This is a genomic window from Paenibacillus sp. Cedars (genome assembly GCF_003184205.1).
Lineage (GTDB): Bacteria > Bacillota > Bacilli > Paenibacillales > Paenibacillaceae > Paenibacillus_AQ > Paenibacillus_AQ glucanolyticus.
This window is the reverse complement of record NZ_CP020866.1, coordinates 4,833,874-4,847,762: the sequence shown is the minus strand read 5'-3', so window position 1 is coordinate 4,847,762 and position 13,889 is coordinate 4,833,874. Positions and strand designations below refer to the sequence as shown.

Genomic DNA, 13,889 nt, shown 5'->3' with positions numbered 1-13,889 from the left:
AAGTATGATTTCTTTTCTATGAAAGCTTCCTTGCTGGTTCTCAGATGTGTTGAAGTTGTGCGCTGGTGTTGATTTAGGAAGATGATCATCTCTTTCATGTCTTTATTATAAGTGAAATAAATCACAATATATGTGATAAAAATCACATTTGTGATTAATATCATAAAAAATAATCATCTTGGGGAAATGGAAGCATGTGCAGGAGTAAGAGTATGAGAACTCAAGAGCAGTAGGATAGAGGAGTAGGAGTGGAGAGCAGTCGGTATACAGGATGGAGCGCAGATGTAGAAAGTAAGTGAAGATGCAGAATGTTGGTGTGCAAAGGGCAGTAGTAGGAGGGAGCATGAGCCGGTGCAGAAGTGTGGAGGAATAGAGTAGAGGCCAGTAAGCAGAATGAAGTTCAAATGTAGAAACTAGTCGAAGGAGCAGGGAGTTAATGTGCTTAGGGCAGTGTCAGGAATTGTACATGAGCGAACAGGGCAGCGGTGTACAGGAAGATGATTAGGGGAGCTGTATGTTGGATGAAGTTAGATGTAGAAAGTACTTGAAGGTGATGTGCAAGGTAAGGGAGCAGGAAATTGGTGTGCAAAGGGCAGTGGCAGGAGTGCGCTCATTAGCAGGAGTAAGCAGGAAGTCGTAAGTTGTGGGTGCATATGTGCAGAAATAGTCTAACATGTGAATGCGGTATACATATAGATCAAGGGTCGTACGGAGAGCAAGGATTGCCTAATAAGATACGGATGACCGGGATGGAATGCCGCAGTCACCCGTTGGTGTGAGTGGAGCACAAAGCTGTTCCGTACTGTGCCTGAAACTAATGAGCAGAATAATTGGGTATCAACACAGCAGGAGCAAGCTCTCAGGCTCCAAGTAAGAGAAAGAGCGGGTACTTAAGCTAAGGAGTAGGCGTAATGATCAGAACGACTGCATTTTCCAGCCTAGCAGGAGCAGTACATTCATGTTTTAAGCTGGCAAAGAAGTGGTTCACTGCTGTAAGCGACAGAGGGGAAAAGCCCGGACAATATACTTAAAGTTAATCGAATGAGTCGACTCAGACAGCAGAGGAAGCCAAACGCCACCTGATCGAGGAAAAAGATAACCACATTAAAACTGGAGTTAAGCTGGTATTACGTAATCTATTGATTCTGTTCTGCTGAATGCCATTGGTGCACCATAGAGACTCCTTCTACTCAGACTGTTTGCTTCTGAAGAGTGGAGGGATCGCTGCTGATTTTGACCCGGCGTGTGAATTTCTCCTGGAGATATGGCATAAGCCAGCGGTCAATACCGATCTTGCCGCCGTTGGCAGCAGCGAGAATAATGAGGAATTCCAGCAGCAGGAGCTGACCATTGATACTGATGGAGCCCGAGAACAGGAACGCTGAGTTCATCACAAGTCCCATAAGTGCCGCGAACGCGGTAAACGTGCCGAGGATTAGACCGAGCCCAACGAGAAATTCACCAAGGGGAACGATAATGTTGAACCATTTGACGCCCGGCAGTGCGGCATGCTTCAGGAATACGGCCCACCAATCTTGAACCGCGGGTTGTTCTCCTGTAGATTTGGCAATCGCCCCTTGCATAAATCCGCTTGCATCAAAACCTCCCATTAACTTGCCCCAGCCTGCCGTCAACCACTTATACCCGACATACACCCGGATGACCGTTAGCAGCCACATTGCGATTTTGTTTGATTGCAACCATTGAATAAACACCAGCACCACTCCTCCATGAATAATCATTCTCTTTTTTGTTTTCAGATTTTTGCAAATTTGAAATTCGTTAAAGCGATGATCACCGAAAAAAACAGCAACGATCTATTTAATGTCGTCTCTAAACAAATTATTCATATTTGCAAAAAACTGTATTTAAATACAGTATTCGCGTAAGGTGCGATTTGGCCTGGGTTCTTGGCATGAAAAAAAGATGACGGGAACCGAAGTTCCCATCATCTTTTCTGTTGAATCAGACTATGTTAAGCTGTGCGCTTTTTGAAATTTGTTGTCGTTGTTTCAGGCTCGCTGTCGCGGTGTGTAAACCGGCCCCACACACCACGGAGGTAAGGGAGTACCCAACGGTCGAGACCGATTTTACCGGCATTAGCAGCGGCTACGATGACCAGTACTTCAAGCAGCAGCATCTGGGCGTTGGTGCTTACCGTACCCGAGAAGAGGAACGCGGCGTTCATGACCAGTCCCATCAGTGCGGCGAAGGTGGTGAAGGTACCGAGGATCAGTCCGAGACCGACCAGGAATTCACCGAGTGGGATGATGAAGTTAAACAGGTTCACGCCCGGCAGTGCCGCATGTTCGAGGAACGCTGCCCACCAGCCTTGTACCGCCGGGTGATCGCCGCTTGCGTTGGCAATCGCGCCTTGCAGGAAACCCCCGGCATCAAAGCCGCCGGTTAGTTTACCCCAGCCTGCCGTCATCCACTCGTATCCGAGGTAGACCCGAATGATGGTCAGCAGCCACATTGCAAATTTGTTTGTTCTCAGCCAGTTGTTAAACATATAAACCACTCCTTAAGTGAGTTTTTGATTTTTGGATAATTGCTGTGTTTCTGATGTCCATGCTGTGGGTTCTTGTTGTCTAGAAGTGATCACCTTCTCTATGTTTTTATTATAAGTGAAAATATTCACAATATATGTGATAAATATCACAAAGTTGTGAACGTTCCAGAATAAGCACTGGGTAAGAATATGACAAACATGAAGACTAAGGCAATTGGTGAAGAATCTTGGCACAGATTGGTAGGGATAACGATTGTCAATGGTGAAAGTACGATGACACAATCAAATGTGATTTATAAAAAGACTCCTGAATTTAATAATTTAGCACATTATTGTTATCTGTTTAGAGATAGTACTTCCCAATATAGAGAATGGCTCTTGACGTGGAATTATTACGGTCTAGTGTTTAAAAGTGCTAGCTAACATCAAATACAAGAGGTTGTAATAGCACGTTCTATATCTAAAGTTGTCAAGACAGTAACAATAAAATAAACTAACTACATGTTCATGTAGTTAGTTTATTTTATAAGGAGGGAGAATGAATAATGACTATTAAAAAAAAGTACATAAAGGTCTTTCTATTTTTTCTCTTTATAATATTGATTATTGGGACAATTTATTATTTTCGCCCACAAAGTGCGAACGACGTGTTTGAATTGAAAAACGTGGAGAAAATAAATTTTAATGTAAGATTTGATGAAATTAAAGATAGTAAGTTTTTAAATACTGAAATTAGTGGAGAAGATGCAGATTATTTTATCCATTTATTAGAACTCTCCAAGTACCGAAGAGTTTTAGGTGGGACGAATATTCAAAGTCAAACAAATGCATATGATATCGTAATAGTTAATAAGTCAAACAATTATTCAATTGTGATTAATGATAGAGGCTATGTAGTTGTTGAAGTTAGTAATAATGAGAAAAAATATAAGATCTTAAGTTCAAGAAGCGACACACTGATAAAATTAATAGACGATATGCTAATGACTAAATAGTTTTCTCTCTATATTAGTATTGGCTTAAAGTACACTTAAATGTCTAAAGCTTCATATTCTGTTTGTACCATCTTGCAGTCTAATACTGGCATGTTTAATATTCTCACTATCTCATTGAGGTGCAGCATGAATGAGAAGTAAGTCATTTTAGAAATTACTGAAAAAAGAAGCTAACACCTTACTAAGTATGAAAAAATGCTAATACGTGGGAGGATAAATGCACGCATCAGAAGTCGCGGATACCGCGGCTTTTTTTATAGCTCACGTCAAGAACTTATACTTGTTTGCTAGATAATCCATTCCTCGTAATCCGAAAATAATAGCCAACTCCGTGAAGGAGATTCATGAGCCGATGGTATCCCTTCTTTATACAGACAAAGCACGGATTTTGTGATTAAATGTAAATTAAAGTTGAAACGTCGGTTGGAAATTTCGGGTAAAAGGGTTGGGATATTAGGGTAATAAGTAACGGGAGCGTTCATAGGGGGAAACAATATGTTTAGCAAAGGGTCTTTGTCTTTCAAGAGGTTTGCATGGAGGACAAGCTTGTTGTCGATTGCGGCTGTACTGCTGCTGTCAGCATGCAATGGGGATAAGAAGGCGGAGCCTGCTCCGACACCGGAGGTGGAGGCTCCAATGGAGCAGCCGGCAGAAGAAACGCAGGAGAATACGTCTTCTCCTTATCACGCACCTCTGACGGGATTGCCGTTAGAAGCGTCACTGACGCAGAGGCCGCTGGCCGTTATGATCAATAACGCACCAGCCGCAAGGCCGCAGTCGGGTCTGGGACAAGCGGATATGGTATATGAAGTTCTGGCGGAGGGAGGAATCACGAGACTGATCGGCATCTTTCAAAGCCAGTCCGGGATCGAGAAGATCGGACCGATTCGCAGTATCCGCCCATATCTGATTAATCTGGGCGAGAGCTATGGCGGCGTTCTTGTGCATGCAGGAGGCAGCCCTGAAGCTTATACGATCATTCAACAGCAGCGCAAGCAGGACATGGATGAGATCGGAAATGCAGGGGCCTATTTCTGGAGGGCCAACGACCGCAAAGCTCCGCATAATTTGTATTCCAGCGACGAGAAGCTCCGCGAAGGAGCGGCCAAGCTCAATTACGGCAACGATGTGCAGGTGCCGCAGTATACGTTCTATCCGGAGACAATCGCTGCAAGCGGCGACGGGGCAGAGGGCACTGAACCCGTGGAGGGGGTTTCCGGCGAACCCGCAGAGAAGGTCGAAATCAAATTTTTACTGGACAGCTATGTGGTGGATTATCAGTATGACGGCTCCTCGAATACGTACAAACGGTCGGTCAATGGATCTCCGCACGTGGATCTCAACGATAACGTTCAGCTTGAGGCTGCGAATGTAATTGTCCTCGGGGCAGACCATAAGGTGCTGGATGATGTGGGCAGACTTGCCGTGAACGTGGAAGCTGGCGGGGAAGCGATGCTGTTCCAGCGTGGAGAGGTCATTACGGGCCAGTGGGCAAGAGCTGCGGGTGATGCGATCCGTTTTGTGAAGGATGGCAAGGAAGTGCCGCTGGTTCCGGGAACGACTTATTTCAACATTGTGCCGAATGCGCCTTCTTTTGAAAGCCATGTAACCATCTCGAATCCTTAGGTTCTAAGTTCGGATAATCGACACGGTTCTGGGATAATTTGCACGCTTACGGAGATGTTAATAGGCAAGGGAAATGGAATGATATCCATACATTAACTCAGCTGTTGTTTTCTCACATTTTTGAGTGTTACTTTTCTATACACACCCTGCCATGGATGTGATAAGATATTCAAGGTTGTCTTATCTTTAAGGACGTTCGCGGCAATTTATCGAAAAAAGGGGTTAAGAGTATGAAATTGAAGAAGAAGGATATATTCTTCCAAACGCTGGAGAATATGGCCGATACGGTGGTACAAGCCGCAGATTATTTTTCGCAGCACGTTTCCAATCTTCAGGATGTGCTTGAATTCGCCAACGAAATGAAGAGATATGAGTCGCAGTGTGATACCTATACACATACAATTATCACCGAGCTCAACAAAACGTTTATCACGCCAATCGAACGCGACGATATTATGGATCTGACAACCAGCTTGGACGATGTGATGGACGGACTGGAGGCTACGGCATCCCGATTCTATATGTATCAGTTGGGTAAACCTGATGAATACATGGTGCAGTTTGCGGAAATTCTGCGTCAATCGGCTTATGAAATCCAGAAAGCCATTCATTTGCTCTCCCAGAAAAAACTTCTGGCTATTCGTGAGTACACGATTCGCCTGAACGATCTGGAGAACCAAGGCGACGAACTGCTGCGTATCAGCATCAAGGATCTGTTCGCTACGGTATCTGACCCGATTCTGCTGATCAAGAAAAAAGAGATTTACGAACGACTTGAGACAACCACGGACACCTGCGAAGACGTGGCTAATATGCTGGAATCCATCATTATGCGCAACTCGTAAGGGAGTCCTGAACTATGGATACAACGATGGTAGTACTAGTAATTGTTGTTTTTTTGGCGCTTGCATTTGACTTCATTAACGGGTTCCACGATACGGCGAACGCCATAGCAACATCGGTATCAACCCGGGCCTTGAAGCCGCGTGCGGCAATTTTACTTGCAGCCGGCATGAACTTTGTCGGTGCGATGATGTTTACCGGCGTTGCCAAGACGATAGGGGGCAGCGTGGCGGATCCCGCAGCACTGGATAACGGTCTGCAGGTTGTGATTGCAACCCTGCTGTCAGCGATTATCTGGAACCTGGTCACCTGGTGGTTTGGTTTGCCGTCATCTTCTTCCCATGCTTTGATCGGAGCTTTGGCAGGAGCGGTATTCGTTGGAGCGGGTAGTGATAAGCTGAATTATGGCGGATTTACCGATATTGTGCTTGCGCTCATCCTATCACCCATTATCGCGTTTGTTATCGGTTATCTGGTGATGCAGCTGCTAAAAGTCATCTTTGCGAAGCGCAGTCCGCATACGGTGAACAAAGGCTTCCGTACTATGCAGATTTTTACCGCGGCACTGCAATCCTTCACGCACGGTACCAACGATGCACAGAAGGCGATGGGGATTATCACCTTTGCCCTGGTTACGTCAGGTCAGCTGTCCGAGATGGAAGTTCCATTCTGGGTTAAACTCTCTGCAGCTACGGCGATGGCCCTTGGGACCTCGGTAGGTGGCTGGAAGATCATCAAAACCATGGGCACGAAGATTTTCAAAATCGAGCCGATCAACGGATTCGCTGCTGATTTCACGGGAGCTTCCGTTATCTTTTCAGCTACGCTGCTTCACTTGCCAATCAGTACGACGCATGCGATCACATCGGCCATACTCGGGGTAGGTTCAGCAAAACGCTTCTCCGCTGTAAAATGGTCGCTGGCAGGACGTATTATTGTAACCTGGTTTATTACCATTCCGATTACGGCCGTGCTGGCAGGCATCATATTTAAAATTCTTTTCTAAACCAATTAACGCTACATTACACATAGATTATGGATAGTTGTGGGGCCAATCAGGAATCGATTGGCTTTTTTTGTTTAAAGAAAACAGCAGGTGCAGGGAAGGGGAGAATGCTATCATGATTCGCACATTAGCCATTACGCCAAGCTATGAAACGGTCACCGGGCTTTCACTCGAAGAGATCCGGATGGAGGACTACGCCTGGATCTGGGCGGATTTCAGCAATCCCACGCCGGAGGAAGCGCGGATGCTGGAGAGTTATTTTCATTTTCATCCGCTGGCGGTGGAGGACTGTCTGCACATTCTGCAGCGGCCCAAGCTGGATTATTACGAACAAACGAAGTTTTTTGTCCTGCATGCACTTCAGCCGGATACGCTGCAGGCGGTGGAGGTGGATCTGTTTCTGGGCCCTGCGTTTGTGGTCTCCTTCCACCAGCAGGAGCTGTCCGAAATGGATGATGCCTGGGAACGGGTGACCTCAGTCGCCGGCAAGGGACCGCTCGGTCAGGATGGTCCAAGCTTTACGGCGTATACCATTATGGATAAGCTGGTGGATCAGTATTTCCCAAGCCTGTTTGCCATAGAGGATGAGCTGGCCGAGCTGGAAAGCCAAGGGGAGAAGGATTCCGTTGAGGACCTGATGAATCAGGTGTTTGCGCTTCGTTCCAGACTGCTGCGCCTGCGGCGGACGGTCGTGCCGATGCGGGATCTGCTGTACCGGATCGTGAACTCGCAGCATATGGAGCATCACGCGCACCATGCCTATTTTTCCGATATCTATGATCACCTGCTGAAGCTGGCGGACATGATTGAGGCGGACCGCGAGATGACGGCGGATCTTCGGGACAGTTACATATCGGTGAATTCGAACCGGATGAACACGATTATGAAAACACTCACGGTCATCACGACCATATTCATGCCGCTCACCCTGATCGCCGGGATTTACGGGATGAATTTTGAGAATATGCCGGAGCTTGGGTGGCATTATGGATATTTCCTTGTGCTTCTGCTGATGTTTGTGCTCGGGGGCGGCATGGTGACGTGGTTTATTCGGCGAGGCTGGTTTAAATAAGAGGGTTCGTGGACGTGAAGTCGTTAAGCTCTTCTGAATCAGACGGACTTCCTTCCAGTGTCTCTGCCGTTCCAAGTTTTAGGTAAATGTTGATCGGATCATCGGGAAGGGTTGTCCTACATAAAAAAGGCGAATGCTGAATCGCTGTGGTTCTTGTTCTTCCGTAAGGGGTATAAGCTTGCTGAGGGGGGACTGCATATGAAGCCTGGGCTCAAACCACATCCCAAGAAGCGTACATCGCGTCATCAAGATGAGCCTGTTCGTAACCGGCTCCTGCGCCGGATGTTCCGCTTGGCCTGGAAACGAAAGCGTAAGCTGGCCGTTACGAACCGTTACGAGGTTGGCATGGTCATCAGCGAAATTATGACAGGGCTGCTGTTCATTGCGGGCAGCATTCTGATGTTCTATCCGCAGATGAAGCGGATTGCGACGGTGCTGTATCTGCTGGGCAGCATTACGATGCTGCTGCGTTCCGGTCTGCGCGGCTCCTATTGGTTCCGCCTGAAGTCACTTGAGAGCGACGAGCAGCAAGAAGCCGGTCCCGAAGGGGACTGGACGCGCTGAATAGAATCATATTTAGGAAAAAGATAGGGCTCCAGTCTGGAATTGACAGACCGGAGCCTACTTCGTCATGTATGAGCTTGCTATTTATCCCGCCTGTTGTTCGCTAAGGCGCAGCTGCGCTGTTGGTCAGAGCAGATCGTCTCAGCTGTTCAGAGGCTGTGGTCTTGCTGAAATGCGCGGTGCTGATGCCGAGATTTCACTTCAGATTAACGACGACGTCTGCCTTTGCGTGATCCTGAGCTTTTGCGCGAGCCGGAATGTCGTCTGCCCCCCGAGGACCGGCGTTTCCGCGGTCTGTATTCGTAGTCGTCGTTCTGGTCCGTGTATGCCGTGGATGATCCGCGGCCGCCCTTCTTCTTCGTGAACGCGCCTGCAAGCAGGGAAACCATGGGCGCAAGCTGCTGGAAGCCCTGCATGACCTTCTGTACCTTGCCGATGTTGTTAACCAGCCCGTCGATGCCCCCCATCCGATCGATGAGGCCCTTGACGTCACTCAGATTGTTGACCCCGAGGCCGCCAAGGAGTTTACTTATTCCGCCTCCACTCCCGCTGCCGCCTCCGCCGAGGAGACTTGCCAGACCCCCGCCGCCAGAGTTGCTGGATGGTGTTAGAGCCGAAGCCGAAGCCTCCATGCCCGGTACAGGCAGCGTATCGTTTGAAAGAGCGTCAGCGTATGGATACAGATTGGATTCGCCGACTTCTGGAAAATCGCTGTATGGAGAAATACCGGGGTATGACGTTGGCTCCTGCGGCAGTGAATCATATTCGCTTAGCGAGCGCTTAGAAGAGGAAGGTCGGCGATGATAATAGTGAGAATGACCAGTCATGATATCACTTTCCTTTGTGAGTTAAGATACTATACTGTATGATACGGGCGGGCGATGGGTTTAGGCGAATACCCCTATTTTCGGGATAGGAGCGGAATCGGGCGATGGCCCAGGAAGGTTTTGGCGTGTCCTTCGTTAGGTGAAAATAAGAGAGTACATCAGGGTGAATGACCTCTCGTAATGGTTGTCCTGCAGTGCGTGAAATCGTTAATGCTTGAAAAGACTATATCCGCTCGGGTACAATGGGAGTGCGAGTGTTATACACAGTAACAATAGGGGATGATCATCCAGTGCAATTAAAGAAGTTAAATGATAAAAGCATCGATCAATTATTCGAAGCTGTATTAACCCTGAGCAGTGTGGAAGAATGCTATGTATTCTTCGATGATCTCTGCACCGTGAACGAAATCCAGTCCTTGTCACAACGGCTCGAAGTAGCGCGTATGCTTGGCAAGGGTTGCACATACAACCAGATTGAAGCAGAAACGGGAGCAAGCACCGCAACCATCTCGCGTGTGAAGCGTTGCCTGAATTACGGCAATGACGGTTATAAAATGACGCTGGAGCGTTTAGGGCGTTAACACCATGACGAAGCCGGGTGTGCTGGTCATTAGTCATGGTTCGCGTGAACAGAACTGGGTGTCGCTGGTGGACGAAGCCGTCCACGAATTGGCGTCCCGCATGGATATACCGGTCGTATCTTCCTATCTGGAATTGGTAGAAGGCCGTCTGATTCAGGACGGCATTACGGCCTTGGAGGATCAGGGTGTCACTGACATCGTGGTCATTCCGTTATTTGTCTCGTCCGGCAGCACACATGTTGACGAAATAGCTTATGCTATAGGAGCGAAGGCTGTTCCGGACATGGAAACCGACCTTGCGCCGTTCAGGGTACGATCCCGGATTCACTTCAGTGTGCCGATGGATGACGACCCCGAGATTGCCGCAATGGTATGGGATAAAGTAAGAGAGCTGTCCGTGAATCCGGCGAAGGAGGTCATTCTTCTTGTCGGACACGGCAGCAGGCATGATCTGTTTCGCCGCCGCTGGGAAAAGGGTATTAACTCATTGGCACGGCGAGTTAGCGAAGTAAGCGGTACAAGCGCGGATTATGCCTTACTCAGTCCCGGCGATGTGCGGGACAAAGTGACAGCATGGATGGAGCGCGGCTGCGATGTGATCGTAGCTCCGCTTTTTTTGAGTGAGGGGTATTTTACGGAGAAGGTTATACCCGATCGGCTCGAGGGGCTTGAATGCCGGTATACCGGCAGGACTTTGCTTCCACACCCGCTGCTTCCGCAGTGGATGGAGTCGCAGGCCAAACTTCTTCTTCAATCCTTGAAATCATAAGTAGGTGGCGTATCGTTAATGAGAAGTGCAAGGTTAATCTATAATCCAACCTCCGGCCGGGAGGAGATGAAGCGTCGGCTTGCTGATATTTTGGACCGTCTGGACAGTGCTGGCATTGAAACCTCCAGTCATGCTACCAAGGGGGAGGGAGATGCTACCCGTGAAGCTGCAGATGCTGTAGAGCGGGGGTACGATCTTGTGATTGCCGCCGGAGGAGACGGAACGATCAATGAAGTTATCAACGGGATGGCTGGCAGGGATAACCTTCCGCCGCTCGGCATATTCCCTATGGGGACCACGAATGATTTTGCAAGAGCACTCGGCATCTCGAAGAACTGGGAAGAGTACTGCGATCTGGTGATTCGAGGCGAGACACGTCCGATTGACGTGGGCAAAGCCAATGATCGCTACTTCATTAATATAGCGGGCGGCGGTACGCTGACCGAGCTCACCTACGAGGTGCCAAGCAAGCTGAAGACGATGATCGGGCAGCTGGCGTATTATTTGAAGGGGATCGAGAAAATGGTCAGCCTCACGCCGCAGGAGCTCATCATCAACGCCAGCGGTCATGAGGCGATCCATGACGAATTCATGGTGTTCCTCATTGCCAACAGCAACTCGGTCGGCGGCTTCGACAAAATCGCGCCGGGCGCGAGCATTGACGATGGCCTGTTCGACGTCATTGCGCTGCGCAAGTGCAATCTGGCGGAGTTCGTGCGCGTCGCAACCCTCGCCCTGCGCGGCGAGCATATCAACGACAAGAAGGTCGTGCATTTCCGCACCGACTATATGGAGGTCGTCTCTCCCGGACCGGTTCAGCTGAACCTGGACGGCGAGTTCGGTGGCGTCCTGCCGGGCACGTTCCGTGTCCTGCCGCAGCATTTAAGGATTTTTGGGTGAGATGGCGGTTGTGGGAGATGGCGTTAGTATGCGTAGGAAGCGATAACTGACTGTTGGGCGATAGCATCGGGTGCATAAGACACGGTGGCCTGGCCGATAGTTGGGAGTCAGCGCCGAAGTGCTAACTAAGCAATACCCAAGGCTAGAGATAGCGCCGAGTGCGTATATGACTAATGATTGTTTTGTCTGAGTCAGTGTACTAGCCAGGATATCAGGGATAGGCAGGCGATTGAGGCGATGGGCCATTGGAAGAGATGGAACAGGCTGCGAATCGCCGTTAAGACTCCAGGCTGTTGTAAGTAAATGATTGGATTTGCAGGTTCTTGGATTGAATAACATAGGAAGCTCCCGTATAATGATGGACGTGAGCTTGTGCGATAAGCTCCCTTGGGGGAGCTTTTTGTTGTTTAAGTGAAGGAACAGTAACGGAGAGCATCCGCTTTTATTATGGATGATGATCCGATGGGGAATATAGAGTAGCAAGAGACAAGTTGAACGGAAAGAAGTGAACAGCACAACATGAAGAAGAACCGCAAGGGAAGCGACATGCGCCGCAGCGGCAAGCCGGCGGCGTCTTCGGCCGCCCTCCTGGACCTGCCGGTGGCCAAGAACGACGAGGTCGTGATCGATATTATAGGAATGAATCATGACGGGGAAGGAGTCGGCCGTGCGGATGGCTACACCCTGTTCGTTCAGGGCGCCCTGCCGGGCGAGAAGGCCCGGGTGAAGGTGCTCAAGACCAAGAAGCAGTATGGCTACGCCAAGCTGCTGGAGCTGGTCGAGTCAAGCCCGAACCGCATCGCGGCCCCGTGCCCGATCTACGATCAATGCGGCGGCTGCCAGCTGCAGCATATGAGTTACGCCGGTCAGCTGGAGTGGAAGCGCCAACTGGTGGTGGACAACCTGGAACGGATTGGGAAGCTGCGGGTGCGTGAGGGGAACGGAAGCGGCAAAGGGACCGCATTTGGGGCCGGAGCGCAAGGTGGAGAGACGCCTGCGGGGGCAGGTGTGATGTATGAGCGGAGTAGCACAGCTGGTGGAGGGGACATTCAGAATTCTGAAACCAACGGGGCGAATCCTGCCGTGTCCGGCGTTGAATCAGATCAAGAGGGGATCCATGTGCGGCCAACTCTCGGTATGAGCGAGCCTTGGCGCTACCGCAACAAGTCCCAAGTGCCGATCGGCGTAACGGAAGGCGGCCTGGTCGGCGGCTTCTACGCCCGAGGCAGTCACCGGATCGTGGACATGGAGACGTGCCTCATTCAGCATGAGCAGAACGACGAGGTCGTTAGCCGCGTCAAAGCCATAGGGCGGAAGCTAGGCATCACCGCCTACAATGAAGAGACTGGCCAAGGCCTGCTTCGCCATGTCGTGGTGAAGATCGGTTTTGCTACCCGGGAGATGATGATTGTGCTCGTCACGAACGGCGAGCGGATTCCACGTGTGAACGAGTGGATCTCTGCGATCCGTGAGGAACTCCCGGCTGTGGTGAGTGTTTGCCAGAACGTGAACACACGTAAGACCAACGTGATATTTGGTGATGTGACCCGTGTCCTGTGGGGGCGTGAGGTCATCCATGACTATATTGGAGATGTGAAGTTTGCGATTTCTGCGCGTTCCTTCTACCAGGTGAACCCGGCTCAGACGGAAGTGCTGTACGGTAAAACGGTGGAGTATGCCGGATTAACCGGGGAAGAGACCGTGATTGATGCCTATTGCGGCATCGGGACGATATCCCTATTCTTGGCCCAGCATGCCAAGAAGGTGTACGGGGTCGAGATCGTGAAGGAAGCGATCGAGGATGCGCGTGCGAATGCCGAGCTCAATGGTATGAAGCATGTGGAGTTTGAAGTCGGAGCATCTGAGGATGTAATTCCTCGTTGGAAAGAGCAGGGCATCGAGGCAGATGTCTTCGTGGTTGATCCACCGCGTAAAGGGTGCGACCCGCGACTCTTGGAGACGATTCTTGAGATGAAGCCGGAGCGTGTGGTGTATGTGAGTTGTAATCCAAGTACGCTGGCACGGGATTTGCGTGTGTTGGAGGATGGCGGGTATCGGACGGTGGAGGTAACGCCAGTGGATATGTTTCCGCATACGGTGCATGTGGAGTGCGTGGCGGTGTTGGTGAGGAAAGACACAGATCATTAGAATCATTATGTTTACTGGGTTTTTAGATGTGATACAGAGTTTGAAT

13 protein-coding genes are annotated in these 13,889 nt (G+C 49.6%); 10 read left to right on the top strand and 3 right to left on the bottom strand.

All coding sequences use genetic code 11. The features are described from left to right. Positions 1-1,190 precede the first annotated feature (1,190 nt). Together B9D94_RS23975 and B9D94_RS23970 are read right to left on the bottom strand one after the other, a co-directional pair. Complete coding sequence (locus tag B9D94_RS23975; protein WP_148248856.1) at positions 1,191-1,715, bottom strand: DoxX family protein; 525 nt, start codon at positions 1,713-1,715, stop codon at positions 1,191-1,193. 260 nt (positions 1,716-1,975) lie between these two features. Then, positions 1,976-2,512 carry a DoxX family protein gene (locus tag B9D94_RS23970; protein WP_148248855.1) on the bottom strand — a complete coding sequence of 179 codons (537 nt, stop codon included), beginning with the start codon at positions 2,510-2,512 and terminating at the stop codon, positions 1,976-1,978. Positions 2,513-3,057: 545 nt separating this feature from the next. Between B9D94_RS23970 and B9D94_RS23965 the strand changes: the two genes are divergently transcribed. The 6 genes from B9D94_RS23965 (at position 3,058) to B9D94_RS23940 (ending at position 8,618) form a co-directional block, all read left to right on the top strand. Continuing rightward, entirely contained in the window at positions 3,058-3,507 is a 450-nt protein-coding gene (locus tag B9D94_RS23965; protein ID WP_036640835.1) for a hypothetical protein, read from the top strand. A gap of 495 nt (positions 3,508-4,002) precedes the next feature. Further along, complete coding sequence (locus tag B9D94_RS23960) at positions 4,003-5,133, top strand: DUF3048 domain-containing protein (RefSeq protein WP_172963992.1); 1,131 nt, start codon at positions 4,003-4,005, stop codon at positions 5,131-5,133. A 230-nt stretch (positions 5,134-5,363) separates the two neighbouring features. Then, positions 5,364-5,978, top strand: coding sequence for a DUF47 domain-containing protein (locus tag B9D94_RS23955; RefSeq protein WP_006208326.1), 615 nt, complete (start codon positions 5,364-5,366; stop codon positions 5,976-5,978). A gap of 14 nt (positions 5,979-5,992) precedes the next feature. After that, complete coding sequence (locus B9D94_RS23950) at positions 5,993-6,982, top strand: inorganic phosphate transporter (RefSeq protein WP_006208327.1); 990 nt, start codon at positions 5,993-5,995, stop codon at positions 6,980-6,982. A gap of 115 nt (positions 6,983-7,097) precedes the next feature. Then, positions 7,098-8,054, top strand: a complete 957-nt coding sequence (gene corA / locus B9D94_RS23945) for a magnesium/cobalt transporter CorA (RefSeq protein ID WP_148248141.1) — start codon at positions 7,098-7,100, stop codon at positions 8,052-8,054. 198 nt (positions 8,055-8,252) lie between these two features. Then, on the top strand, positions 8,253-8,618 hold the full coding sequence (locus B9D94_RS23940; RefSeq protein WP_148248853.1) for a YrhK family protein: 366 nt from the start codon (positions 8,253-8,255) through the stop codon (positions 8,616-8,618). 206 nt (positions 8,619-8,824) lie between these two features. On the opposite strand, the gene B9D94_RS23935 is transcribed toward B9D94_RS23940, so the two are convergent. Then, on the bottom strand, positions 8,825-9,445 hold the full coding sequence (locus tag B9D94_RS23935; protein WP_006208330.1) for a hypothetical protein: 621 nt from the start codon (positions 9,443-9,445) through the stop codon (positions 8,825-8,827). Positions 9,446-9,735: 290 nt separating this feature from the next. Between B9D94_RS23935 and B9D94_RS23930 the strand changes: the two genes are divergently transcribed. The 4 genes from B9D94_RS23930 to rlmD all read left to right on the top strand — a co-directional run bounded on the left by B9D94_RS23930 (position 9,736) and on the right by rlmD (position 13,843). Continuing rightward, positions 9,736-10,026, top strand: coding sequence for a YerC/YecD family TrpR-related protein (locus tag B9D94_RS23930; protein ID WP_006208331.1), 291 nt, complete (start codon positions 9,736-9,738; stop codon positions 10,024-10,026). A 4-nt stretch (positions 10,027-10,030) separates the two neighbouring features. Continuing rightward, positions 10,031-10,795 (top strand): sirohydrochlorin chelatase, encoded by a 765-nt coding sequence (locus B9D94_RS23925; protein ID WP_148248140.1) that lies wholly within the window; start codon positions 10,031-10,033, stop codon positions 10,793-10,795. A gap of 18 nt (positions 10,796-10,813) precedes the next feature. Next, positions 10,814-11,695: a diacylglycerol kinase gene (locus B9D94_RS23920; protein WP_006208333.1), complete on the top strand. Its 882-nt coding sequence runs from the start codon at positions 10,814-10,816 to the stop codon at positions 11,693-11,695. A 519-nt stretch (positions 11,696-12,214) separates the two neighbouring features. After that, on the top strand, positions 12,215-13,843 hold the full coding sequence (gene rlmD / locus B9D94_RS23915) for a 23S rRNA (uracil(1939)-C(5))-methyltransferase RlmD (protein ID WP_148248139.1): 1,629 nt from the start codon (positions 12,215-12,217) through the stop codon (positions 13,841-13,843). Positions 13,844-13,889: the final 46 nt, after the last annotated feature.